Origin of the sequence: Kitasatospora purpeofusca (assembly GCF_034043715.1) — a bacterium.
GTDB lineage: Bacteria > Actinomycetota > Actinomycetes > Streptomycetales > Streptomycetaceae > Kitasatospora > Kitasatospora purpeofusca_A.
In genome coordinates, this window is sequence record NZ_JAXCLC010000023.1 from 58,679 (window position 1) to 81,376 (window position 22,698).

The following is a 22,698-nucleotide window of genomic DNA, read 5'->3' on the forward strand; positions in this document are numbered from 1 at the left end:
CCGGAACGTTTCTTCAGTGTCCGTTCAGGCCACCCGAAGGAGCACCCACCGCCATGGGAAAGCGTCGCAAGCCCAGCCCGCCGAGCCGGGCCCGCCTGGCGGTCATCACCACGGCCGTGGCCGGCGGGGCGGTGCTCGCCTCCGGCACGGCCCACGCCGAGCCCGCTCCCACCCTCGCCTCCGTCAAGGAGCAGGTGGACCGGCTGAACGAGGAGGCCGAGCAGGCGATCGAGCGCTTCAACGGCTTCCAGGAGAAGCAGCAGAAGCTCCAGGGCGAGGCCAACCGGATCCAGGAGAAGGTCGCCCGCGGCCAGGAAGCCATGAACGAACTGCGCACCCAGCTCGGTGTGGTGGGCGCCGAGCAGTACCGCAACAACGGCATCGACCCGGGCATCCAGCTGATGCTCGACTCCGATCCGGCCACCTACCTGGGACGCGCCTCGGTGCAGGACCAGGTCGCCGGCTCCTGGACGAACCTGCTCAGGCGGGCCCAGGACGAACAGCGCAAGCTCGACCAGGAGCGGGCCGAGGCCGCCGCGACCCTCGCCGACCTCGACGCCGTCGGTGCCTCGCTCAACGCCCAGAAGAACCAGGTCCAGGGCAAGCTCGCCGAGTCCGAGGCCCTGCTCAACAAGCTGAGCGCCGAGGAGCGCGCCAAGATCAACGCCCAGGAGGCCGCCGAGAAGGCCAAGGCCGCCGCCCAGCAGGCCGCTGCCGCCGAGCGTGCCAAGGCCGCCGACAAGGAGGCCGCGGACAAGGCGGCTGCGGACAAGGCCAAGGCCGCCGCGAAGGAGAACGCCGGCAAGGGCGGCGCCACCGCCCCGCCGGCCCCCGCCACCAACGCCCCGACGCCAGCCGCGAACACCCCGGCGCCGCCCGTCACGAACACTCCACCGCCGCCGGCCGCGAACACCCCGGCGCCGCCCGCCGCCGGTGGACGCGCCGCCGCCATCGTGCAGTTCGCCTACGCCCAGCTCGGCAAGCCCTACGGCTGGAGCAAGACCGGCCCCAGCAGCTTCGACTGTTCCGGCCTCACCGGCGCCGCCTACCGCGCGGCCGACGTCAGCCTCCCCCGGACGTCCCAGGAGCAGTGGAAGGTCGGCACCCGAATCGGCCGCGGCGACCTCCAGCCCGGTGACCTGGTCTTCTTCTACCCCGACCTGCATCACGTGGGCGTCTACATCGGCGACGGCAAGATGATCCACGCTCCCCGGACGGGCAAGAACATCGAGGTCCTCGCGATCGGCGTCATGCCCTACATGGGCGCCGTCCGGCCGTAGTGAAGCGCCGGGAGGCCGCCACGGCGCCGTGGCGGCCTCCTGGCCTCGCCCTGCCTCGCTGAGCTCCGGGCCCGGCCGCGCGCCGGGGTCAGACGGTGACGCGGACGGTGGAGACGGCCAGGTCCGCGTCACCGAGGTCGACGCTCCCGGTCCCCCCGGCCCCGGTGGAGCCGCCGGAGCCGGTGGCGGACCAGTGGCCGCCGCTGCGCCGTCCGGTGAAGCGGATCTCGTACGTCCCGGGGCCCAGGTCGGGCCAGGTCACGGTGGAGCGGGAGACGGCGCCGGCAGTGGCGGAGAAGTGCCGGTCCTGGTCGCTCCGGTGCTCCAGGCGCTCGCCGCCGTCCGGCGCGGCGGCGACCTCGTAGAGGGCGGCGCGGCCGGTGATCGCGGCGGTGTCGGCCTGGTAGCAGAAGCCCCAGTAGTACTCGGCCCGGACGAGGGCCTCGGCCAGGATTCCCCTGGTGGCCCGGCCGTTGTCGTCGAACTCCGCCGCACCGGCCTCGACGTGGGAGCGGGCCCGTGACCAGCCGCCGCCACCGTAGCCCTCCACCGTGGCGCCGACGACCCAGGCGCCGGTGCCGGTCACCGACGGCTCGGCGGGCGGGGCCGGGCGCGGGGGCGGCACGAAGTCCTCCACGCCCCGGTGGACCATCAGCAGCGCGCTCCGCCGGTCCCCCTCCGGGCCGTCGGTGAGGGCGAGGAGGCCCGGGGTGTGCCGGGAGTCGTGCCCCGCGACCGCGACCGGCGCCGTCCAGGCCGCGCCGTCGAAGACGCTGTGGAACAGCCGCGGTCCGCCCCGGCCGGGGAACACAGCGTGCAGGGCGCCGTCGAGCGAGGCCAGCGCGACCTTCGCGGAAACCTCGGCCTCGACCGCGACCGGTGCCGTCCAGGCCGCGCCGTCGAACACCACGTGCACGAGCCGACCGGGCCGTTCCCCGCTGCCGTCCCCGGCGAGGACGTGGATGCCGTCCCCGTGCACGGCGGCGGCCAGGAACGACGCTCCCGCCAGCGCCTCGACGTGCCCCTCCAGCCGCCGCCACCGCCCCGACGCGTCGTCACGCACGCAGTGGACACCACCGCCGAGGTCCGGGACGAAGGCGTGCAGCGCGCCCCGGTACGAGACCAGGGCCACCCCTTCGGCGCCCGGGACGGGAAGCGCGTGGCCCTCCCGCCACCCACGGGCCGTGTCCGCTCCGGCCCCCTGCGGCCGGCCGTACGCGAGTTCCACGAGCTGCGCCGGGGAGTCGGGCTCCTCGGCGTCCCGCACCGTCAGCAGGACGTGGACGGCGCCGTGGTGCACGGCCGCGGCCGGGGTGCCGCTGCTCACCGCGTTCTCGTACCGGACGCGGGTCCTGCCCTCGTAGTGGACCGCCGTGTCGACGACGGCGTCCGGGGCCCAGGTGACCGCCTCCGCCACCGCCGCCTCGGCGGCCGCGATCCCGCCGTCCAGGTCGGCCCTCCGGGCGGCCACCCCGTCCTTCAACGCGTCCAGTTCCGCCGTCCGCCGCCGGGCCTCGGCCGGGACGAGCCCCGTCCACCGCACGTCGAGGACGTCGTGCTCGCCCTTGCCGTACGGCTCGCCCCGGTGCAGGCACAGCAGTTCGTCGTCGAGCGCCACCAGGACCGGCTCGGCCGCGCTCCGGTGGCCGGGGAACCGCGAGTCCGCGCCCCAGCCGCCCTCCGTGCTGTACACCGACCGCCACAGGTTCCGGTCGTCCACAGTCTGATCAGCCATCCGCCGTGCTCCCCGCTCGCTCCACCGGCGCCGCCCCCTGGACGGGCGGGCCTCCCTGCCCCGGAACGTAGCCCGCCGCCCACCCCCGCGCAGCCAGTGGCCCGAACCGGCCGGACCACGGCCGGGGAACGGCTCGAAGGCGCGGCCTCCGGGGAGCGCCCGGACGCCGACACGCCCTACCGCACGACGCGGTAGCGGAGGTGGAGGACCCGGGAGGTGAGGGTGCGGGCCTCCAGGAGTTCGAGGTCCTCCCGGCGCTCGTGCCGCGGGAAGTACGGGATTCCGCCGCCGACCAGCACCGGGTGCACCCGGGGCCGGTACTCGTCGATCAGGCCCGCCGCGGCCACCGCGGCGGCGAGGGTCGCGCCCCCGATGGCGATCTCCCCCTCCCCCGGCTCGGCCCGCAGCCGGGCGATCTCCTCCGCGACGGTGCCGGTGGCCAGCCGGGCGTTGCCCCGCACCTCCGACAGCGTGGTGGAGAACACCACCTTCGGGAGCGGATTCCAGAGCGCCGTCCACTCCCGCTCGACCTCGTCGAGCGACTGGTCCTGCTCGGCGGTCTCCCAGTACAGCATCGTCTCGTACAGCCGCCGCCCCATCAGATGGACGCCCACCCCCCGGAGCTCGTCGAGCGCGAGCCGGAACACCTCCTCGTCCGGATCCGACCAGTCGAAACCGCCGTCGGGCCCGACGATGTAGCCGTCGAGCGAGATGCCCATCGAGTACGTCACCTTGCGCATGCCGGCCCTCCTCCGTGTCACCGGGCTCCGACACTAGGGCCGGCGGACACGGGGCGGGCCGTCATCTCCGGCGGGGTCCCCCGGACGGAGTCACCCCGCCGGAGCGGCGGCTCACTATCGGCTCAGCGGCGGCTCAGCCGATGGTGATCCGGAAGATCTTGTCCGAGCCGTCCGGCTGGTTGCCCTTGTTGTCCGCGTTGGTGGTGGTCAGCCAGAGCTGGTCGGCGCCGGGGACCTTGGTGACGGTGCGCAGGCGGCCGTAGGTGCCGACGTAGTAGGAGGTCGCGGTGCCGACCGACTCGGTGTCGCCGTTGATCGGGATCCGGTACATCCGGGTGCCGCGCAGCGCCGCCAGGTAGACCACGTTGCGCACGATGGCGATGCCGCTCGGGGAGGCGAGGTTGACCGGCCAGCTGGCCTTGGGGTCGGTCAGGCCGGACTTGCCGCAGGTGCCCTCGCAGGTGGGCCAGCCGTAGTTGCCGCCCGGCTTGATCAGGTTGAGCTCGTCGTACTTGGAGTCGCCGAACTCGGCCTCCCAGAGCCGGCCGTTGCGGTCGAAGTCGAGGCCCTGCGGATTGCGGTGGCCGAGGCTGTAGACGTAGTTGTCGAACGGATTGCCGGGCGCGGGCTTGCCCGCGGTGGTCATCCGCAGGATCTTCCCGTTGAGGGAGTTCTTGTCCTGCGCGAGGTCGGGCGTCTGGCCGTCGCCGGTGGTGGCGTAGAGGTAGCCGTCCGGGCCGAAGGCCAGCCGGCCGCCGTTGTGGTAGCGGTTCTTCTTGATGCCCTGGAGCAGAACCGTGTAGCCCCCGAGGGTGCTGCCGTTGTACGTCATGCGGACGATCCGGTTGCCCTCGGCGGCGGTGTGCATGAAGTACACGTAGTGGTTGGTGGACCAGTTCGGGTCGACGGCCACGCCGAGCAGGCCGCCCTCGCCGTCGGTGGTGACGGCGTTGGGCACGGCGCCGATCTCCGTCCTGGTGCCGCTCCTGGCCTGCTTGAAGACCTTGAAGCTGTCCCGCTCGGTGACCAGCGCACTGGCGCCGTCCGGCATCCAGGAGATGCCCCAGGGCACGGACCAGCCGCTGCTGAGGGTGGCCGGCGAGCCGGGGACGCCGCCGTCGGCCGGGCAGGCGGCGGTGGTGAAGGAGACCGGGGCGGAGGCCGGGGAGACGCCGCCGGCGGCGTCCTTGGCGACCACGGTCAGGGCGAACGGCGCGTCGCAGGCCAGGCCGGTGACGGTGGTGGTGGTCGCCGGCGGGGTGCCGGTGACGGTGGCCAGCACGGCGCCGCCGCTGCGGACTTCGTACGCCACCACGCCCTTGTCGTCGGTGGCGGCGCCCCAGCCGAGCTTGGCGGAGGTGGCGGTGACGGCGGAGACGGTGGGAGCACCGGGCGCGCTCGGCGGCGGGTCGTCGCCGGCGCCGGTGGTGCAGTCGACGGCGACGCTCGCCGGGGAGGCGTTGCCGGCCGCGTCCCGGGCGATCACGCTGAGGTTGTAGGTGGTGCCGGGGGTGAGGCCGGTGAGCACCTTGGCGGTGGTGTCGCCGGGCGTCTCGGCGAGCTTGTTGCCGTGCTCGTAGACGTCGTACGCGGTGACGCCGACGTTGTCGGTGGCGGCCGGCCAGCCGAGGGTCAGCCCGTTGGGACCGATGCCGGTGCAGGACGGCTGCCCCGGGCGGCTCGGCGCGGTGGTGTCGGCAGCGGCGGCGCCGACGGTGAGCCGGTCCAGGTTGGGGCCGCCGTTGGCGGTGGTGGCGGTGGCGCGCACGGTGTTGGTCCCGGCCCGCAGCGGCGCGTCGAGCGTCCGGCCGGTCCAGGTGTTCCAGTCCGCCGTGGCCGGGAAGGAGACGCCGGAGGCGACCACGGCGCCGTTGACGGAGATGTCCATCGGCCGGTCGGCGGCGGTGCCGTTGGCGTAGCGGAAGGTCACCGGGGCGGTGCCGGCCGAGGTGGCGGCGACGCCGAACTCGACGTAGGAGCCGGCGACGTTGGTGTAGTCGACGAAGCCCGTGCCGGTGTACCCGGTGTGGTTGGTGGCCACGGCGCCCTGGCCGATGACGGCGTTCTCCGCCTGGTAGTCGGTAGCGGCGGCCCGAGGCTGGGGCTGGGCCTGGGCCGGGGGGACGGCCCCGGTGGCGATGATCAGTGCGGCGGCGACGGTGAGACCCACGCCGCCGGCGGATGTCGGACGCATGCGCTCCTCCAGGAGGTCAGCGGACGGTGATCCGGTCGAGGTTGGGGCCGCCGTCGGCGGTGGTCGAGGTGAACCGGACGGTGTTCGCCCCGGCCCTCAAGGACACCGGCAGGGCGGCGGTCGCCCAGCTGTCCCAGTTCCCGGTCGGGGGGAAGGCCCGCCCGGCGGCGATCCGGGTGCCGTTGACGGCGATGTCCATCGGACGGTCGGCGGCGGTGCCGTTGGCGTACCGCAGCTCCAGCGAGGCCGTCGAGGCAGCCGCCGCCTGGACCGTCCACTCGGCGTAACTCCCCTGCGCGTTCTCCAGGTTGACGAAGCCGGCGCCGCTGTGGCCGGCGTGGTCGGAGTCCACGGTGCCGCGCGGGACCCGCGCCTCGTCCGCCCGGAACACTCCGGAGGGCCCGGCGGCCAACTGGTAGCCGCGCATCGCCCTGGTGAGCAGGTAGCAGTCCTGGAGCGAGCCGGAGGTGTCGCCGAGCGAGCGGTAGATGCCCCACTTGGGCCGCACCCGGTCGGCGAGGAAGGTGTCGACACCGGCCCGCTCGACGTCGAGGACGGTGGCGCCGGCACTGCGCAGGATCCACCGGACCGACCCGGAGGAACCGTCCCCCACCGTGATCCGGAAGTCCACGTCCACCCAGCGGTCGTGCAGCGGGTCCAGGCTGGTGCGCCCCACCAGTACCCCGCTGATGGGAAGTTGGAGTTCGATCGTCTGCGCGCCGGCGACCCGGCGCAGCGACTGGACGACGATCGGCGAGGTGCCGTTGCCGGGCTGCTTCATCTGCATGATGTGGGTGAAGCTGGTGGTGGCCTTGAGCGCGGACGGGATGTACATCGCGTAGGTGGTCCGCCAGGTCTGGCCGGACTTCCACTCCAGGAAGTCGCCGCCCGCCGGGCTGCGCATACCGGTGACCTCCTGCCGCTGCCGGTCGGTGGCGGAGTCCCGGTCCACCATGTGCATGGTCCAGCGGTAGGTGTCGTTCTCGACCCGGATGTGCGGGTGTCCGGCGGGGTGGGAGTCGGCGCGGTCGTCCTCGATCGTCTCGAAGGCGGCGAGCCCGTCGGCGGCGGCCGACGGCGCCCAGCGCTGCTGCCAGCTGGAGACGCTGAGCGCGGCGGCCGAGGCGGCCGGGGCTTTGGTGACGGGAGTGGTGGCGGGGGTAGTGGCGGCGGCGGTTCGGGGAAGTCCGGCGGCGGTGACGGCGGAGAGCGCGGCGCCGAGGACGGTTCGACGGGTGGGCCTGTTCACGTGACTCCTTGCGGTCGGGGGGAGAGCGCCGGAGGACAGCGGAAGGAGGAGGCGGCGAGTTGGGGGGTCCCTGCGACGAACGGGCCATCAGGGCAGGTGACGTACAGAATCCCGGCGTGAGGGTGCACGGTCAAGGTATTTGGTTAGGAAACTTTCCCAATTATTGCCACCGGCGTCGCGCCGGGCCACCCGGGGGCTTCGAACGAGGGACCGAGTGGTGGACCGGCCGGGGGTCGAACGGGACCGCCGCCGGCCAGGACATCGCGACGCGCCGCGGCCCGGTGGGTACACCCCACCGGGCCGCGGTACATCAGCTCCACTCAGCTCTACTCAGCTCGACTCGGCGCCGGGCGGCGGTCCGTCGGGCCGCCAACCCGCCGGGCCGCCAACCCGTCGAGCCGTCCCGTCAACCCGTCAGGCCGACGCCGACCCCGCGAGCACCCCGTTCACCAGCTCCCGCGCCTCCTCCTGGACCCGGGCGAGGTGCTCGGGCCCCTGGAAGGACTCCGCGTAGATCTTGTACACGTCCTCGGTGCCGGACGGGCGGGCGGCGAACCAGGCGTTCTCGGTGCACACCTTGATGCCGCCGATGGCCGCGCCGTTGCCCGGGGCCTCGGTGAGCACGGCGGTGACCGGCTCGCCCGCGAGGTCGCCGGCCTTGACCTGCTCGGCCGACAGCCGGGAGAGCAGCGCCTTCTGGTCGCGGTCGGCCGGGGCGTCCACCCGGGCGTACGCGGGGGCGCCGAAGCGGTCCGTCAGGTCGCGGTAGTACTGGCTGGGGGTGCGGCCGGTGACGGCGGTGATCTCGGCGGCCAGCAGGGCGAGCAGGATGCCGTCCTTGTCCGTCGTCCACACCCCGCCGTCCCGGCGCAGGAAGGACGCGCCGGCCGACTCCTCGCCGCCGAAGGCGATCGAGCCCTCCAGCAGGCCCTCGACGAACCACTTGAAGCCCACCGGGACCTCGACCAGCGCGCGCCCGAGGTCGGCGGCGACCCGGTCGAGCATCGAGGAGGACACCAGCGTCTTGCCCACGGCGGCGTCGGCCGGCCAGTCGGCGCGGTGGCGGTAGAGGTAGTCGACGGCGACCGCGAGGTAGTGGTTGGGGTTCATCAGGCCGCCGTCCGGGGTGACGATGCCGTGCCGGTCGGCGTCGGCGTCGTTGCCGGTGGCGATGGCGTACTCGTCGCGGCGGGCGATCAGCGAGGCCATCGCGGCGGGCGAGGAGCAGTCCATCCGGATCTTGCCGTCCCAGTCCAGCGTCATGAAGCGCCAGGTCGGGTCGGTGACCGGGTTGACCACGGTCAGGTCGAGGCGGTGGGTCTCGGCGATCCGGCCCCAGTAGGCGACGGAGGCGCCGCCGAGCGGGTCGGCGCCGATCCGCAGGCCGGCCGCGCGGATCGCGTCCAGGTCGAGGACGGAGACGAGGTCCTCGGTGTAGGAGGTGAGGTAGTCGTGGCGGCCGGTGGTCGCCGCGGCCAGGGCGCGCGTGTACGGCACCCGCTTGACGCCGCGCAGGCCCTCGCGGATCAGCGCGTTGGCACGGTCCTGGATCCAGCCGGTGGCCGCCGAGCCGGCCGGGCCGCCGCTCGGCGGGTTGTACTTGAAGCCGCCGTCGCGGGGCGGGTTGTGGGACGGGGTGACGACGATGCCGTCCGCGAGCGACTGCGGGCTGCGGCGGTTGTGGGCGAGGATCGCGTGCGAGACGGCGGGGGTCGGGGTGTAACCGTCGGCGCTGTCCAGCAGGACGGTCACGCCGTTGGCCGCCAGCACCTCGACGGCGGTGGCGCTGGCCGGCTCGGACAGCGCGTGGGTGTCGGCCCCGAGGTACAGCGGGCCGGTGATGCCCTCGGCGGTCCGGTACTCGCAGATCGCCTGGGTGGTGGCGGCGATGTGGTCCTCGTTGAAGGCCGCGTCCAGGGACGAGCCGCGGTGGCCCGAGGTGCCGAACGCGACCCGCTGGCCCGGCTCCTCCGGATCCGGGTGCAGGGTGTAGTAGGCCGTCACCAGCCTCGCCACGTCCACCAGGTCGCCCGGCTGCGCCGGCTGACCGGCCCGTGCGTGTGCCATCGTCTTCTCCCACTGGAATGTCTCGCCGTGCGCCCGGCCCGCGGCCCGGCGCTTCCTTGCCCCGTGCTCACCGATCGTAGCCAGTGCACGACCGGTCGCCGAACCGGGGCGAGGACGCGCCCGTGCCGTTTCCTCGCCGACACCGCACGGGCGCCGCACCGACACCGCACGGGCGCCGTACCGACACGGCACGGGCGCCGCGCCGACACCCGGCGGACGCCTCGCCGAAGGATTACGGACCGGCGGCGGGCCCGGGGCTCAGCCGGGGAGCTGCTGCCGGTGGGGTTCCAGGACGGGGGCGACGACGGTGGCGAGGAACTCCGTGACCGTGTAGGTCGCCAGGCCCTCGACGGCGAACGGGTCGGTGCGGACGAGGGCCTCGACCGCCGCCCGGTCCTCGCCCACGGCGAGGATGATGCCGCCGTCGCGCGGCACCTTGCGCCCGGAGGCCAGGAAGGTGCCGTCCGCGTAGTGGCGGTTCAGCCAGTCCACATGGGCGGGCAGGCGGGCGTCGATCCGGTCGAGCGGCACGGTGTACGTCAGTTCCAGGACAAACATGCGGCCGAGCCTATCCGGAGGGCCTGCCCGCCGGATCGGACGGATCCGGCGGGCAGGACGCGACACAGGGCCGCCGCGGTCCGAGGGTGGGCGAGGATGGATTCGAACCATCACAGCCGAAGCGGGGGCTTTACAGGCCCTTGGGCTCTCCCAGGCCCAGCTCGCCCTCGGTCGTCGGGATCCGTTCCTTGCGGTTCCTTGCGGTTCCTTGATCCCGACAGCTCCACTCTCTCCCGGGGCCCCGGTGCCGGACAACCGGGTTTCCGGCCACCGGTCGCCCACGGCCGAACCGCTTCTGACGCTCGTTCGCCCTGGTCGGGGGCGTGGCAGGCGGGCCCGACGGGTGTCCGGATCCTTACCCCCGCCCCTCGGTGTGGTGTAGACCACCCTCCGCACTCCGGACGAGACCGCACCGCCGGACCGACCGTTACAGCACCGATCCGTTCCCGGCCGGTGCCCGTGGACGTCCGGACTGCGATACAACACTGCTCATATGACGATTGATCGGAGAAATCTGAAATGAGCAAGTCAGCTCTGCCCCGCCGCAGCGTGATCGTCGGTGCGGCGGCCACCGTCGTCGGATGGAACACGGTGGGCCGCTCCTGGGCCGTCGAGGCTCCCGCCCCGGACACCCCCACCACACCCGCGCCCGAGGCCGCCGACACCGACACCGACGCGCTCGCGGCGCTGCCGCGACTGGACGGCACCCTGGTCGCCGACGCCGCCACCCTGGCCCGGTTCGGCGGGGACTTCGGGCACCTGGTGACCGGTACCCCGCGGGCCGTGCTGCGACCGGGCTCCGTACGCGACGTCTCCGCCCTGGTCGCCTTCGCCCGCCGCCACCGCATCCCGGTCGCGATGAACGGCCAGAGCGGCACCGGCGAGGCGGCGGAGCTGGAGTCGCACTCCAACTACGGCCAGGCCGCCGTGCGCGGCGGTGTGGCGATCGACTCCCGGGGGCTGGACCGGATCATCCGGATCACCCCCGGCCGCGCCGTCGTGGAGGCGGGTGTCACCTGGGCGCAGCTGACGGACGCCGCACTCGCCCAGGGCTGGATGCCGCCCTGTCTGACGGACTACCTGCACCTGTCGGTGGGCGGCACGCTGAGCGTCGGCGGCATCGGCGGCGGTGTGCAGCGCCACGGCTTCCAGGTGGACACGGTCGAGTCGGTGGACGTCGTCACCGGCACCGGCGAGCTGGTGACCGCTTCGGCGAGTGCCAACCGCGAGCTGTTCGAGGCCGTGCTCGGCGGCGGCGGGCAGGCGGGGCTCATCGTCCGCGCCACCCTGCGCCTGGTGCGGGCCCGGGAGCGGGCGCTGGTCCTCAACCTGTTCTACGACGACCTGGGCGCCTACCTCGCGGACCAGGAGAAGCTGATGCTGGAGCGGCGGTTCGACCTCCAGGTCGGCGACGTGTCGCGCAACGCGGCCGGGACCGGCTGGCGCTACAAGGTGGAGGGCGTCGTCCACTACGACGGCTCCGCCGCGCCGGACCGGGCGAAGCTGGTGCGCGGCCTGCGCTGCGTCGCGGCCGACACGACCTTCACCGACCAGACGGCGCGCGAGTACGCGTACCGGGTGGACGCCTTCGCCGGGTTCCTGAAGGGAGCGGGGCTCTGGTCGCAGCCCAAGCCCTGGATGAGCCTGTTCCTGCCCGCCTCGACTGCCGAAACGTTCACTCGTGAGGCGCTCGCCCTGCTGACGCCGGAGGACCTGGGCGCCGGCCTGCTGCTCTTCTACCCGTTCCGCACCGATGTGTTCACCCGCCCGATGACGGTCATGCCGGACGAGCCGGTCGGGTTCCACTTCGACCTGCTGTCCTTCCCGTTCCCGGGCGCCGACCACGCCGCCGCGCTGCGGCGCAACCGCCGGCTGTACGACCGGGCGGTGCGGCTGGGTGGCAAGCGGTACCTGATCGGCGCGATCCCGGACGTCACCCGCGCCGACTGGCGCCGCCACTACGGCACCCGGTGGGGGCGCGTGGTGGCGGCCAAGCGCCGCTTCGACCCGGCCGGGATCCTCACCCCGGGGCAGGGCATCCACTCCTGACACCGCGCCCCGCGTGCCCGCCGCGACCGCCGACGCGGTGCCCCGGCGGGCACGCGGGGCGGCCGGTCCGGCCGCCCCCTCCGGCCCTTCCGGCCCGGCCGGACCGGTCCGCCGACCAGGGCCGCGGCACCGCGACCCCGCATCCTCGCAACCCGGCTTTTCCCGCGTCCACTTGGGACGACGGTGCGGGCCGGCCGGTGTACACCCCGCGTTACGGTGGGGCCATGAGCTACCGCCACCCCGACCGCGAGCAGATCCGGATCGAACACGTCCTTTCCGCCCTCGGCAACCCTGTCCGCCTCTCCGCCGTCCGGGTCCTGAACGGCGGCGGCGCGCACAACTGCGGGAGTGTGCTCACCGCGATCGGCATCACCGCGAAGTCGACGATGACCCACCACTGGCGGGTGCTGCGCGACAGCGGCGTCATCCACCAGCTGCCGTCCGGCCGGGAGAACCTCCTCCTCCTGCGCCGCGAGGACCTCGACGCCCGCTACCCCGGCCTCCTCGACGCTGTCCTCTCCGGCGCCCACGACGACGAGCGCCACGGCACCACCACCGGTTGAGGCTCGGCGGCGCGGGGCGCGCTCCCGCGTCGGTGCCCTTAGCTCCCTTGGGCTGCCGTCCCCTCGCCTACCAGGTGTCGCCGGCGGGCTGGCGGGTGGTGGCGTTGATGCGGTTGAAGAAGTTGGTCAGGCTGATCCACAGCACCAGCGAGGCCAGCTGCTTCTCGTCGAAGTGCTCCGCCGCCGCGTTCCACACCTCGTCCGGCACCACGGCCCGGTCCGCGAGCCGCGTCACGTGCTCCGACAGCTCCAGCGCGGCCCGCTCGGCCTCGGTGAAGAACGGCGCCTCCCGCCACGCCGCCACCGCGTGCAGCCGCTCGTCGGTCTCCCCGTTCTTCTTCGCACTCGCGACGCCGCCCACCACGCAGTAGCTGCAGCCGTTGATCTGGCTCGCCCGCAGGTGCACCAGCTCCAGCACGCTCTCCGGCACGCCGCCCTTCTTCGCCGCCTTCACGACCCCGAGGATCGCCGGCATCGCCTCCGGAATCACCACAGCCGGGTTCGCCATCCGCGCGTCGGTCATGACCTGTCCTCTTTCCGTCCGTCCACTTGCTCGGTCACTGCACTGACGCACGCCGACGGAGGAATGTGACAACTACTGCGCGAGGTGGTCGAACTCCCCCGCCTTGACGCCCAGCAGAAGCGCCCGCAGCCGCCCCGGCGTGGTGGTGAGGACGGTGTCGGGCTCGTCGCTCTCCCGGAGCTTGACCGCACCGTCGGGCGCAGCCGCAAGGTAGAGGCAGTTGGCGGTGTCGCCACTGAAGGAGGACTTCTGCCAGTTGTACGCGGTCATGGTTCTTCCCGTCTCAAATACTCTGGGCGACACGGCGGATGAGGTCGCGGGAAGCGCCAGGCCCGAGCGCACTCGCTTCCAAGGGATCCAGCACAGCTCGATACTTGATCAGCTGCGGATCGGTGTCAATGAACGCTGTCCAAGCGCGCGACCTCGGCGCCGAAGTACACGATCGCCGCGCCGGAACTCGGGAAGCTCCCAGTACGGAACGGGATCACCCGCACGTCGATGCGGGGATGCTCGCTCGCGGTCAGCAGGTATTCCAGCTGACCGCGAGCAACCTCCGGGCCGCCGAATTCCATGCGTAGGGCTGTCTCATGGACGACGGCCGCCAACGGAGTCGGGCTCGCGCCGAAATCGAGTTGGAGAGTGCCCGGCCCCGCGGGGAGGCCGGGCACCGGGATCCGCACTCACCCGGCCGGTCGGCGGGTGTTGGCGTTGATGCGGTTGAGGATGTCGGCCAGGCCCGTCCGGAGGACGGGGAAGGCCGTCTGACAACTACTGCGCGAGGTGGTCGAACTTCCCCGCCTTGACGCCCAGTAGAAGCGCCCGCAGCCGCCCCGGCGTGGTGGCAAGGATGGCGTCGGGCTCGTCGCTCTCGCGAATCTTGACGGCACCGTCCGGCATAGCCGCCACCTGGATGCAGTTGGCGGCCTGGGAGCTGTACGTGGACTTCTGCCAGTTGAGGGATGACATCAACCTGCCTCTCAGATGTCTTGGGCGATGCGGGAGATGAAATCGCGCGACTCCGCCCGATTGAGCGCGCTGGACTCCAGCCGGTCCAGCATCAGTCGATACTTCACCAGGTGTGCGTAGGAGTCGAGGAACTCGGAACCATGCTCCGTGTCCAACTGCACGCTGTCGAGCTGGGGAACAGCGGCGGAGAAGTAGACCATGGACTGGCCGGATCCGGAGAACGTACCTGCGCCGAAGGGGATCACGCGAACCGAGATGTTGTCGCGGGTGCTCATCTCCACAAGGTGCCTGTACTGCGCTCGGGCCACCGCAGAGCCACCGAGCCCCATCCGCAGGGCTGCCTCGTGGATGACGGCCGTCAGCGGAATCGACTGCTCGCCGTAGAGAACCGCTTGTCGCTTGATGCGGTGGGAGACGCGATGTTCCACCTCGGGCGGCGACAGGGGCGGGAAGACATCCAGGAAGATCGCACGAGCGTGGTCGACAGTCTGTAGCAGCCCAGGAATGTGAATCACCGTGGCGATCCGCATCGCCGTGCTGTGGTGCTCCAGTTCGGCGAGGTCGAGAGCTCCCGGCGGGAGGATGTCACGATACTCCTCCCACCAGCCGCGAACTCGCCTTCCGGTCATGGCGGCGAGAGCCTCGACCAAGCCCTGGTCTGTGCAGGTGTACGCGCGAGCGAACGCGCGTACCCGATCGGCACTCACCGCGTACCGTCCCGCTTCGATTCGGCTCATGTGAGCCTGGTTCACTCCGACCCGAGCAGCGGCGGCAGTCGAGCTGAGCCCTGCATTCTCACGGAGTTTGCGCAGCTCAAACCCGAGACGCTGCTGCCGCAACGTCGGGGCACCGCTCGATGCCATCCCGACCCCTCTCACCCATCATCCAGAGTCCATGGCAAGTCTTCAGTTGACTACATGGAAGTTATGCCATCGTAGCGCTACCGTATGACATAGGCCAGTCACGCAAAGTGCTGGTCGATAGTTCACCCATGCCTCCAGTCAGGAGACTTCCATGTCCGCTACGCCCTCGCAAAACTCCCTCCCCTCCTTCGACGAGGAGCTGTGCGGGCTCGTACTCGACACCGCGCCCAGGCAGTTCGCCGTGGTCCAGGTGTACGACACCGGCGGCCAGGACGCCGACGGGTGGGTTGCGGCCTGGGGGTTCGCCGACGGCGACGGGGTGGCGCACCTCCTCGTCGTCGAAGGGCGGACGCGAATGACGCTCGCCTCGCCCGAGCGGGCCCTCTGCCTGTTCTCGGGGCGGCCGGGGCTCTCCGCCAGACTCGTCTGGCTCGCACGATCCGGCGCCGCCGCGCTGGGCCGGGCCGAGGCCGCTTGAGCGGGGACCATTCACGGCTCCGGGACGCGAGACCGGCGGAGTACGCCCGACCGGGGTCGCCGCGCGGTGACCCCGGCGGAGTGCCGCAGGCGCGCCGCGAGGGCGCTGATGCTCGGTCCCAGAGGGTGGCCCGGCTCTCCGGGGAGAAGTGCGCGAGGACCTCACGGCTGAGAGCGCCCACCTCAGCCTGTGCCGGTAGACGCCCTGGAGGCCCCCGTCCGCACCGGAGTTGAGGTCGGTCCAGGTGTAGCGGCGGACGGCCAGGTCCACGATCACCGGCACGCGCACGGGTCAGTCGAGGTCGGTCACCGCCAGGGCGTCGGCGATCAGGCGGGTGGCGAAGTCCTGGTCGTCGCCGACGATCCGGTTGATGTGCTCGGCGAGGAGGACGGAGGTGGCCTCCAGGGGGTTCATCTCGGCGCCGGTCCAGTCGCCGTACTGCGCGCGCCACAGGTTGGGGCTCAGGCCGGTGCCGGCGGCGATCAGGAGGCCGGCCATGGTGGGGATGACCTCGGGGCGGAAGGTGTTGGGCATCATCCGCATCGTGGCCACCAGGGTGGGCACGATGTGCTCGACCACCTCCTTGTCGTGCCGTTCGCAGACCGCCCGCAGCCAGTCCATGTACATGTAGATGAGCGTGCACACGCCCTCCAACAGTGCGTCGGCCTCCGCGGGGCCCAGCGAGGCGGCGAACTGGTCGACCATCCGCTGCTGTTCGGGGTCGGTGCCGGTCCGGCCGTCATAGATGGCCTTGAGCCGCGAGTCGATCACCATCAGCGCGGTGCTCACGTCACCGACGGGCGCGTTGGCGGGGTCACAGGGCGATGACACAGGATTCCTCCTCGGACGGACGCAGTGAGTAGCGTCGCATGTTCGTAGGGTGGCGTGTCGAGGAAAAGCGGAATCCGGACCCGTCCGATGTCCGGTCAGCGGACGGTGACCCTGAGGTTGGCGAGCAGGGCGGTGCCGTCGGCGGAGGTGGCGAGGACGCGGCCGGAGCGGTGCCAGTAGGTGACGGCGCCGGCGTGGCGGCGCACCCCGATCCGGTAGCCGGACGCGTTCGGCACCTGCACGGTCAGCTCGGGCGCGGAGCACGGGCCGGTCCCGGCGTACGCGCGCAGTCCGGTGCCGTCGGGGGTCGGCACGGTGAGCGCCCAGTGGTCCCCGTCGACGGCCGGGCCGAGCACCGCCCGTCCGTCCACGGTCAGTTCGGCGGTCGGGAGGCCGGAGGTCCAGCGCAGCACGGTCCGGTCGCCGGAGGCGGTGCCATCGTCGGCGTCCAGCGGTCCGGCGGCCAGCGGCTCGACGGTGAGCAGGCCGCCGGCGGCGAGCGCGACCGGGTCGGGGGTGGCCGCCGGGCTGGTGCGGGCGAGCGAACCCGTGCCGAACCGCAGGTCCGTCAGGGCGTCGTCCACCCGCAGTCGGGCCCGCAGCTCCCAGCCGGGCAGGTCCCAGCGCCACACCTCGGTGAGCGACGAGCGGGCGGCCGACAGGCCGCGGACGAGCGGCGAGCGGGCGGCCGACAGGCTGCGGACCAGTACCGCGCAGCCGCCCGCGGTTCGGGTGATGCCTCCCAGCAGCCTTTCCCCGCCGCCGAGTTCGCGCCAGACGGCGACCGGGCGCGGGGCCGAGGTGTCGAGGACGACGATGCCGCCGTCCGCCGCGGCGATCAGCCGGTGGCCGTCGTAGGAGGGGGCCAACCGCCGGGCCCGCAGGGTGATCCAGGGCCGGACGGTGCGGGTGGCGAGGTCGAGGTGGGCGAGTCCGAGCAGGTCGGGACCGTGGTCGGTCACCAGCAGCGCGCCGCCGCCGTGGTCGGCGAGGACCAGGCGGTCGGTGGGGGTGTCCCAGTGGGCCCGCGTGCGGCCGTCGGGGGCGAGCAGCCGGGCGCCCGCCTGGCCGCAGGCCACCAGCAGGGAGCCGGAGGCGAGCAGCACCGCGTCCAGGACCGGCAGGGTGCCCGGCCGTTCGGCCGCCGTGTACGCGGGGGCGACGCCGACGGGCCGGGGCAGTGGCCTCGGGCGGGGCAGGTCGGCGGCGGTCAACGGGTCGGCGCGGCGCAGCAGTCGGTCGAACAGGCTGTGCTCGGCCGTGCCGCCGGGACCGCCGGACTCGCCGCCGAGGCCGCCGTCGCGGACGGCCGCCCGGGCGGCGGCGGTGGCGAGTTCGCGGTCGGTGGCCGGGTCGGCGGCGGGGAGGCCGGCCAGGGTGGCCGCCAGCACCGAGCGGCCGGTGGTGCCCGGGTGGCCGTCGCTGTCGAGGACGGCGCGGGCGAGCGCGCGGGTGGCGGCCCCGGAGCCCAGGGCCGTGAGATCGGGCAGGGCCAGCAGATAGGGCAGGGCCCGGCCCCGGGTGGGGCCGCCGAGGGCGACCGCGTCCCGCAGGTCGGCGGCGACCGAAGGCCGCAGCGCCTGGTCCGGCCAGGCCGCCTCGACCGCGCCGAGCCGGTCGCCGGCCGCGCGGCAGTGCTCGGCCCAGGCCGCGCGCAGTTCGCGGGCGGCCTGCGGGTCGGTGGCGGCCAGCCGCTCGACGGCGGTGGCGAAGGCGCCCCGGCGGTGGGCGGTCCGCACGGCCCGGGCCCGTTCGCCGGCCCGCCACCACAGGCGGACCACCAGCTCGGCGGCCAGGTCGCGGCCCTCGGCGAGTTCGGCGGCCTGGGTGAGGCGGCCGTGCCGGTCGAGCAGGGCGACGGCCTCGGCGGGCGCCTCCAGCAGGTCGGCGAGGACGAAGGCCGCCTCGTCGAAACGGTCCTGGCGCTCCAGCCGCTCGGCGGCGGACCGGTAGAGCTCGGTGAGGTGCTGGTGCACGGTGCGGCTGGAGAACGCGTTCGTCGCGGCCGGGCCGACGCGGTGCGGGGTGGGGCGCAGTTGCCCGGTGAAACGCTTGGGCAGGGCGACGGAGAACCAGGAGCGCCCGGCCGCGGTGTCGCCGCGCTCCCGGCCGGCGAGCGGCAGGGCGTCGCGCAGGGCGTCGTCCCAGCGGTGCTGTTCGAAGGCGCGGGTGAGCTCGCGCAGGTAGCGGGCGTGGCGCTGGTGGAGGAGGTGGGCGGCGGGGGTGCGCAGGGTGAACCGGGCCAGCAGGTCGCCGAGCCAGGGGCGGCGGCCCCGGCGCGGGGCGGGGGTGCCACCGGCGGCGGGCGCGGTGGGGGCTGTGGTTTCGCCCCCGTCCTGGGCGGCGCGCCGGCCGAAGAGGGCCCCGTAGACGAGGCCCGCGCCGATCGAGGCATAGACGATGCCGCCCGGGTCGACACTCAGGTCCTTGAGTAGCCCGAGGCCGAAGAGCACCACGAACAGCAGGGGCACCACCATCAGCAGGCCGACGACGACCGCCGTGTGGCGGGGGGCGAGGGCGATCGGCCGGGTGGTCTGCCACCAGGCGGCGCCGCTGCCGGTACGCCCGCCGGCCTGCCGGTCGGCCTGCCGCCGGGCTCGGCGGCTGCGGGCGGACCGCGTCTCGGCGGTCAGCCGGCGGGCCCGCTCGGAGCTCGGCCCGATACCCGCCGCCGCCCTCAGGTCCGGCCGGGGGACGACGGGCACCGACTCCTCGACGGGCGGTGCCTCGGGCGCCGGGGCCGCGCCGACCGGACGCGGCCGGTGCAGGGCGAGGCCGGTCGGGTCGAGCCAGTCGGCGGGGTCCAGCCCGGGCAGCTCGCCGACGACCCGGGTGATCGTCGCTCCGCCCTCCGTCAGCACGAGCCGGCCGTCGGCGGTGACCGTGGCGGAGCGGGGACCAGGACCGGACGCGCCCGTCGGCGCCCCGTGCCCGGTGCGCTCCAGCGGAAGCCCGGGCGCCAGGTCCGCCCGGGTGCGAACCGGTTCGGGCAGCAGCAGGAGCCAGCGGCCGTCGGTCAGTTCGCACAGCCGCGCGTCCGCACGCCAGAGGTCGAGGACGCGCCCGGCGGCCTCCGGCACACCGATCAGCGGCACGTCGAGCACGAAGCCGACGGCGGGGACGGTCCCGGTCGGACTCCCGATGGGGGCGTTCACTCGGTGCTTCCGATCACATGGTGGATCCGGCCGGTGGTGGCGTCGCCGACCACGACCCGGCCGGGCGGGAACTCGCTAGCGATCAGCGGTTGGGCGGGGTGCACGGCCGGCGGGGCGGTGCCGCCGGAGAACCGGCTCAGCGTGCGGACGCCGTCGTAGCGGATCGCCCGCACCATCCGGCTGTCGGGGGACCAGGTGATCAGCACCGGCTCGCGCCGGTCGTGGACCAGGCCCACCACCTGGGCGTTCTCCCGGAACGACAGCCGCCGCTCGTCACCGAGCCGGGTCCACACGGTCCAGGTCCTGCCGTCCTCGGACCAGGCGGCTGTGCCGCCCGCGTGCACCAGGTGCCGGGCCGGCAGCGTTTCGGGCTGCGGCGTCCGCTCGAACAGCCTTGGCTCACGGCACCGTTCGAAGCCGCGCGGGCCCTCCGTGCGGCGGCCGACCGGGCCGTCGTCGGTGACCGCGCCGTCGGGCGCGATCCGGCGCCAGCGGCCGGCGACCGGGACGAGCAGGTCGTCCCCGGAGCGCAGCAGCGGCAGCACGGGGCGGCTCGCCAGCGCCTGCGCGACCGTGGTGTCGAGGCCGAGGAAGGCCGGGTCGACGGCGAACTCCGTGTCCCCGCCGAGCTGTCGCCCGCTGACGTACCGGAGCACCCGGCCCCGGTGCAGGTGCAGGGCGAACAGCCTCCGGCCGGTTCGACCGGCGGCGATCACCTGGCCGTTCAGGTGGTGGGTCTTGGTCCGGGTGACGGCAGCGTGCTTGTGCTCGGTCAGCCGCACGTCCGTGGCGAGCAGGGTCCCCTCGCGCCGGCCCCGGGTGAGCAGGACGGGGGCGTCGGTGGTGAAGACGGGCATGGCCCGGCCGGGCGGGCCGACCGCGCCTGCGGGCGCCGGGACGAGGGCCGGTCCGTTCCGCCGGAACTCCGCGCCGCGAAGCGCCCGGACGGCGATGTCGGCGGCGGGCAGCGGCAGTTCGACCTCGGTGCGGTCGAGGCGGACGGTGACGTGGGTGGCACCCGCCGGGCCCCAGCGGGCCACCTCGGTGGCGAGGACACGAGGCGTGCCGGAGGGCCCGCCCGCAGCCGGAGCGGGACCGGGCGGCAGGCCGCGCGCCGTGCCGGGCAGCGGACCGGGCGGCAGGCCCGGGAGCAGCCCCGGGAGCCCGTCGGCGAGCCGGGGCGAGGTGAGCAGCCAGACGCGGTCGGCGGCGTCCAGGTCGGCGGTGGCCTCCCGGGCCTGCTCGGCGGTCGGCTCGGCGGGGCGGCGGGCCGCGAGCCAGGAGGGCAGCAGGTCGGCGGGTTCGCCGGAGAGCCACCGGCCGGGCGGGTCGCCGAGCACGCCCACCAGCAGTCCACTGCCCCGGGCGGCGGCCCGACGGTGCAGGACCAGCAGTGCGGCCAGTTGGACCAGTCGGCCGGCCCCGGCCTGCGAAGGGCCGGCGTCGACCAGGGCGACCGTCCGGCCGCGTGCGACAGTGCTGCGGAACTCGGGTGCGAGGTAGAGGAGTTCGCGGTCGACGAAGCGGCGCAGGAACTCGTCGGGGTGCTCCTCGGCGAGCAGCCACTCGGCGGGCAGCAGCTGCTCCGGCCGGCCGGAGCGGCCGATCCCGCCCGTCCCGTCCGGCTCCCCCGGTCCGTCGGTCACCGGCTCGCGGGCACCGACCAGTTGGTCCAGGCTTCGCACCAACGGCCCGAGTGCCAGCGCGAGTTCGGGGCTCAGTGCGGACAGCGCCCCGGCCCAGGGGGCGAGGGCGGCGGGCAGTCGGGTGGCGCTCATCGTCCGGCCCGCCGGGTCAGGGGCGTGAGGGCGTCCGGGTCGGTGGCGGCGGGCGGCGGTGCGGCCACCAGGGCGTGGCCGGGGACGAGCAGGCAGAGGTCGCCGGGCCGGGCGCCGAGGGCTGCCCGCCAGAGGGTGGCGGCGGGCCGGGGGCGGGCGGTGGTCGGGACCAGCAACTCCTCGTCCAGGCCGAGGTACTGGGCACCGTCCGCCCACGGCAGGTCGGTCTCGGCGCCGAGCACGAGCAGGGTGGTGTCGTCGGCGAGCACGCCGAGCCGGGCGCCGTCGGTGAGGCGGTCCCGGGTGGCGGCGGCCAGGGCCGGGACGGCGTCGCCGACCGCGAGGACGGCGGCGGCGGTCAGCGGGGGCTCACGGCGTTCCCAGGTGAGCGGCACGGCGGGTGGCGGGGTCGGTTCGCCGGTGGTCACGAGGGTGCGACCGCCGTGACGAGCTCGGCGCGTATGCCGGCCAGGGCGGTGGGCAGGTCGGCCGGGGCGAAGCCGGCGTCGATCTCGCGCAGCGCGGCCTCCAGCCGCAGCCGGGAGTCCCGGCCCTCGGGCAGACCGCGGTGGTCGGCGAGCAGGGCGGCGCCGGTGCGGGCGAGTCGTTCGGCGCGGGCGGCCGAGCTGCGCGACAGCTCCTCGGCGGCGTGGGCGAGGCTCTGGTTGGCGGCCTTCTCGATCAGGTCGCCGAGGGTGTCTCGGGCCAGCGCCTGGGTGTCGGCGGTGGGCGCGACCAGCGGCAGCACCCACAGGTCGCGCGCGGTGGCGACGGTCCGGCCGTCCAGGACGGCGGCGGCGGCGACCAGACGCTGGGAGCGCACGGCCCGCCGGTCGCCGACGGGCACTCCGGCGGCGCGGAGCCTGCGCAGCGCGGAGGCGAGCAGCGGGGTGACGCCGTCGAGTTCGCAGTCCCGCGCGGCGGCGGCGAGCCGGTCGAGCGCGCCGAGCCGGTCGTCCGGGCCGCCCGGGCCGTCCTGGCGGGCCTCGATCGGGGCCGGGGCGGGCCGGCGGCCGGCCTCCAGGAGTTCCTCCAACCGGGCGTCGGCCACCGGGTCGACGAAGACCCGGGCGAGGAAGCGGTCGGCGAAGGCGGCGAGCGCCGGGTCCTCCGGCAGGTGGTTGGCGGCACCGACGCAGACCCGCAGCGGGCTGGCCAGGACGGTGCCGCCACGCCGGAACACCCGCTCGTTGAGCAGCCCGAGCAGCGTGTTGAGGACGGCCGTGGAGCCGAGGAACACCTCGTCGAGGAAGGCGACGTCCGCCTCGGGCAGCATGCCGGCGGTCTCGAACTCGACCCGGCCCTCGCGCAGGCTGCGCAGGTCGACCGGGCCGAACAGCTCGTTGGGCTCGGTGAACCGGCCGAGCAGGTACTCGAAGTACCGGCCGCCGAGCTGCCCGGCCACCCGCCGCACGGCCTCCGACTTGGCGGTGCCGGGCGGTCCGACGACGAGCAGGTGCTCCCCCGCGACCGCGCAGAGCGCCACTACCTCGGCGACCGTCTCCCGGTCGACCAGGCCGCGCCCGGCGGCGGCCACGACACCCGCGATCAGCTCGGCGTCCTGACGGAGCGCGACGGGAGGGGCCTCGGCGGGGGTGCTGGTGTCGGTCACAAGCACCGGATTCTACGACGGCCGAACCACCCACCACCAGCGTGTTTCCACCGCTCC

The 22,698-nt window shown here is 74.1% G+C and carries 20 protein-coding genes, 1 tRNA gene and 1 pseudogene; 4 read left to right on the forward strand and 18 right to left on the reverse strand.

Going from position 1 to position 22,698, the window contains the following annotated elements; translation table 11 throughout:
* Positions 1–53: 53 nt before the first annotated feature.
* Positions 54–1,280, forward strand: a complete 1,227-nt coding sequence (locus SM793_RS14400) for an NlpC/P60 family protein (protein WP_320438561.1) — start codon at positions 54–56, stop codon at positions 1,278–1,280.
* 88 nt (positions 1,281–1,368) lie between these two features.
* Here SM793_RS14400 and SM793_RS14405 read toward each other — a convergent pair whose 3' ends face one another.
* From SM793_RS14405 to SM793_RS14440, 8 genes and pseudogenes are all read right to left on the reverse strand, one after another.
* Entirely contained in the window at positions 1,369–3,015 is a 1,647-nt protein-coding gene (locus SM793_RS14405; RefSeq protein ID WP_320438562.1) for a hypothetical protein, read from the reverse strand.
* Between the two features lie 176 nt (positions 3,016–3,191).
* The gene (locus SM793_RS14410) at positions 3,192–3,755 is read right to left on the reverse strand and encodes a dihydrofolate reductase family protein (protein ID WP_320438563.1); all 564 of its coding nucleotides are present in this window, start codon (positions 3,753–3,755) and stop codon (positions 3,192–3,194) included.
* A 133-nt stretch (positions 3,756–3,888) separates the two neighbouring features.
* On the reverse strand, positions 3,889–5,949 hold the full coding sequence (locus SM793_RS14415) for a PQQ-dependent sugar dehydrogenase (RefSeq protein ID WP_320438564.1): 2,061 nt from the start codon (positions 5,947–5,949) through the stop codon (positions 3,889–3,891).
* Between the two features lie 16 nt (positions 5,950–5,965).
* The gene (locus SM793_RS14420) at positions 5,966–6,376 is read right to left on the reverse strand and encodes a carbohydrate-binding protein (protein ID WP_320438598.1); all 411 of its coding nucleotides are present in this window, start codon (positions 6,374–6,376) and stop codon (positions 5,966–5,968) included.
* A pseudogene (locus SM793_RS14425) lies at positions 6,359–7,198 on the reverse strand (hypothetical protein); the annotation flags it as partial. The pseudogene SM793_RS14425 and the gene SM793_RS14420, both read right to left, overlap by 18 nt.
* Positions 7,199–7,612: 414 nt before the next feature.
* A complete protein-coding gene (gene pgm, locus SM793_RS14430; RefSeq protein ID WP_320438565.1) occupies positions 7,613–9,265 on the reverse strand; it encodes a phosphoglucomutase (alpha-D-glucose-1,6-bisphosphate-dependent) in 1,653 nt (550 codons plus the stop codon).
* 258 nt (positions 9,266–9,523) lie between these two features.
* Complete coding sequence (locus tag SM793_RS14435) at positions 9,524–9,823, reverse strand: YciI family protein (protein ID WP_320438566.1); 300 nt, start codon at positions 9,821–9,823, stop codon at positions 9,524–9,526.
* Positions 9,824–9,910: 87 nt separating this feature from the next.
* Positions 9,911–9,990, reverse strand: a tRNA-Tyr gene (locus tag SM793_RS14440).
* Between the two features lie 352 nt (positions 9,991–10,342).
* Here SM793_RS14440 and SM793_RS14445 point away from each other — a divergent pair.
* Both SM793_RS14445 and SM793_RS14450 read left to right on the forward strand, forming a co-directional pair.
* Complete coding sequence (locus SM793_RS14445; RefSeq protein ID WP_320438567.1) at positions 10,343–11,872, forward strand: FAD-binding protein; 1,530 nt, start codon at positions 10,343–10,345, stop codon at positions 11,870–11,872.
* Between the two features lie 224 nt (positions 11,873–12,096).
* A complete protein-coding gene (locus tag SM793_RS14450; RefSeq protein WP_320438568.1) occupies positions 12,097–12,435 on the forward strand; it encodes a helix-turn-helix domain-containing protein in 339 nt (112 codons plus the stop codon).
* 67 nt (positions 12,436–12,502) lie between these two features.
* On the opposite strand, the gene SM793_RS14455 is transcribed toward SM793_RS14450, so the two are convergent.
* The 5 genes from SM793_RS14455 to SM793_RS14475 form a co-directional block, all read right to left on the reverse strand.
* Positions 12,503–12,958, reverse strand: coding sequence for a carboxymuconolactone decarboxylase family protein (locus SM793_RS14455; protein ID WP_045943066.1), 456 nt, complete (start codon positions 12,956–12,958; stop codon positions 12,503–12,505).
* A gap of 72 nt (positions 12,959–13,030) precedes the next feature.
* Positions 13,031–13,228, reverse strand: a complete 198-nt coding sequence (locus SM793_RS14460; RefSeq protein WP_320438569.1) for a DUF397 domain-containing protein — start codon at positions 13,226–13,228, stop codon at positions 13,031–13,033.
* 125 nt (positions 13,229–13,353) lie between these two features.
* Positions 13,354–13,530, reverse strand: coding sequence for a Scr1 family TA system antitoxin-like transcriptional regulator (locus SM793_RS36405; protein WP_413815957.1), 177 nt, complete (start codon positions 13,528–13,530; stop codon positions 13,354–13,356).
* Positions 13,531–13,726: 196 nt separating this feature from the next.
* Positions 13,727–13,924, reverse strand: coding sequence for a DUF397 domain-containing protein (locus SM793_RS14470; protein ID WP_320438571.1), 198 nt, complete (start codon positions 13,922–13,924; stop codon positions 13,727–13,729).
* 11 nt (positions 13,925–13,935) lie between these two features.
* Positions 13,936–14,787 (reverse strand): helix-turn-helix transcriptional regulator, encoded by an 852-nt coding sequence (locus SM793_RS14475; RefSeq protein ID WP_320438572.1) that lies wholly within the window; start codon positions 14,785–14,787, stop codon positions 13,936–13,938.
* 151 nt (positions 14,788–14,938) lie between these two features.
* Between SM793_RS14475 and SM793_RS14480 the strand changes: the two genes are divergently transcribed.
* Positions 14,939–15,265, forward strand: coding sequence for a hypothetical protein (locus SM793_RS14480; RefSeq protein ID WP_320438573.1), 327 nt, complete (start codon positions 14,939–14,941; stop codon positions 15,263–15,265).
* A 291-nt stretch (positions 15,266–15,556) separates the two neighbouring features.
* Here SM793_RS14480 and SM793_RS14485 read toward each other — a convergent pair whose 3' ends face one another.
* The 5 genes from SM793_RS14485 to SM793_RS14505 all read right to left on the reverse strand — a co-directional run bounded on the left by SM793_RS14485 (position 15,557) and on the right by SM793_RS14505 (position 22,641).
* On the reverse strand, positions 15,557–16,096 hold the full coding sequence (locus SM793_RS14485) for a hypothetical protein (protein WP_320438574.1): 540 nt from the start codon (positions 16,094–16,096) through the stop codon (positions 15,557–15,559).
* 95 nt (positions 16,097–16,191) lie between these two features.
* The gene (locus tag SM793_RS14490) at positions 16,192–19,251 is read right to left on the reverse strand and encodes a bpX6 domain-containing protein (RefSeq protein ID WP_320438575.1); all 3,060 of its coding nucleotides are present in this window, start codon (positions 19,249–19,251) and stop codon (positions 16,192–16,194) included.
* A complete protein-coding gene (locus tag SM793_RS14495; RefSeq protein WP_320438576.1) occupies positions 19,248–21,029 on the reverse strand; it encodes a hypothetical protein in 1,782 nt (593 codons plus the stop codon). Before SM793_RS14495 ends, SM793_RS14490 begins: the two co-directional genes overlap by 4 nt.
* On the reverse strand, positions 21,026–21,457 hold the full coding sequence (locus tag SM793_RS14500; protein ID WP_320438577.1) for a hypothetical protein: 432 nt from the start codon (positions 21,455–21,457) through the stop codon (positions 21,026–21,028). Before SM793_RS14500 ends, SM793_RS14495 begins: the two co-directional genes overlap by 4 nt.
* Positions 21,454–22,641, reverse strand: coding sequence for an AAA family ATPase (locus SM793_RS14505; protein ID WP_320438578.1), 1,188 nt, complete (start codon positions 22,639–22,641; stop codon positions 21,454–21,456). Before SM793_RS14505 ends, SM793_RS14500 begins: the two co-directional genes overlap by 4 nt.
* Positions 22,642–22,698: the final 57 nt, after the last annotated feature.

Excerpts from the sequence above, each read along its gene's own strand:
- SM793_RS14400 (WP_320438561.1), top strand. The coding sequence starts at position 54 with ATGGGAAAGCGTCGCAAGCCCAGCCCGCCGAGCCGGGCCCGCCTGGCG.
- SM793_RS14405 (WP_320438562.1), bottom strand. The coding sequence starts at position 3,015 with ATGGCTGATCAGACTGTGGACGACCGGAACCTGTGGCGGTCGGTGTAC.
- SM793_RS14410 (WP_320438563.1), bottom strand. The coding sequence starts at position 3,755 with ATGCGCAAGGTGACGTACTCGATGGGCATCTCGCTCGACGGCTACATC.
- SM793_RS14415 (WP_320438564.1), bottom strand. The coding sequence starts at position 5,949 with ATGCGTCCGACATCCGCCGGCGGCGTGGGTCTCACCGTCGCCGCCGCA.
- SM793_RS14420 (WP_320438598.1), bottom strand. The coding sequence starts at position 6,376 with ATGCGCGGCTACCAGTTGGCCGCCGGGCCCTCCGGAGTGTTCCGGGCG.
- pgm (WP_320438565.1), bottom strand. The coding sequence starts at position 9,265 with ATGGCACACGCACGGGCCGGTCAGCCGGCGCAGCCGGGCGACCTGGTG.
- SM793_RS14435 (WP_320438566.1), bottom strand. The coding sequence starts at position 9,823 with ATGTTTGTCCTGGAACTGACGTACACCGTGCCGCTCGACCGGATCGAC.
- SM793_RS14445 (WP_320438567.1), top strand. The coding sequence starts at position 10,343 with ATGAGCAAGTCAGCTCTGCCCCGCCGCAGCGTGATCGTCGGTGCGGCG.
- SM793_RS14450 (WP_320438568.1), top strand. The coding sequence starts at position 12,097 with ATGAGCTACCGCCACCCCGACCGCGAGCAGATCCGGATCGAACACGTC.
- SM793_RS14455 (WP_045943066.1), bottom strand. The coding sequence starts at position 12,958 with ATGACCGACGCGCGGATGGCGAACCCGGCTGTGGTGATTCCGGAGGCG.
- SM793_RS14460 (WP_320438569.1), bottom strand. The coding sequence starts at position 13,228 with ATGACCGCGTACAACTGGCAGAAGTCCTCCTTCAGTGGCGACACCGCC.
- SM793_RS36405 (WP_413815957.1), bottom strand. The coding sequence starts at position 13,530 with ATGGAATTCGGCGGCCCGGAGGTTGCTCGCGGTCAGCTGGAATACCTG.
- SM793_RS14470 (WP_320438571.1), bottom strand. The coding sequence starts at position 13,924 with ATGTCATCCCTCAACTGGCAGAAGTCCACGTACAGCTCCCAGGCCGCC.
- SM793_RS14475 (WP_320438572.1), bottom strand. The coding sequence starts at position 14,787 with ATGGCATCGAGCGGTGCCCCGACGTTGCGGCAGCAGCGTCTCGGGTTT.
- SM793_RS14480 (WP_320438573.1), top strand. The coding sequence starts at position 14,939 with ATGTCCGCTACGCCCTCGCAAAACTCCCTCCCCTCCTTCGACGAGGAG.
- SM793_RS14495 (WP_320438576.1), bottom strand. The coding sequence starts at position 21,029 with ATGAGCGCCACCCGACTGCCCGCCGCCCTCGCCCCCTGGGCCGGGGCG.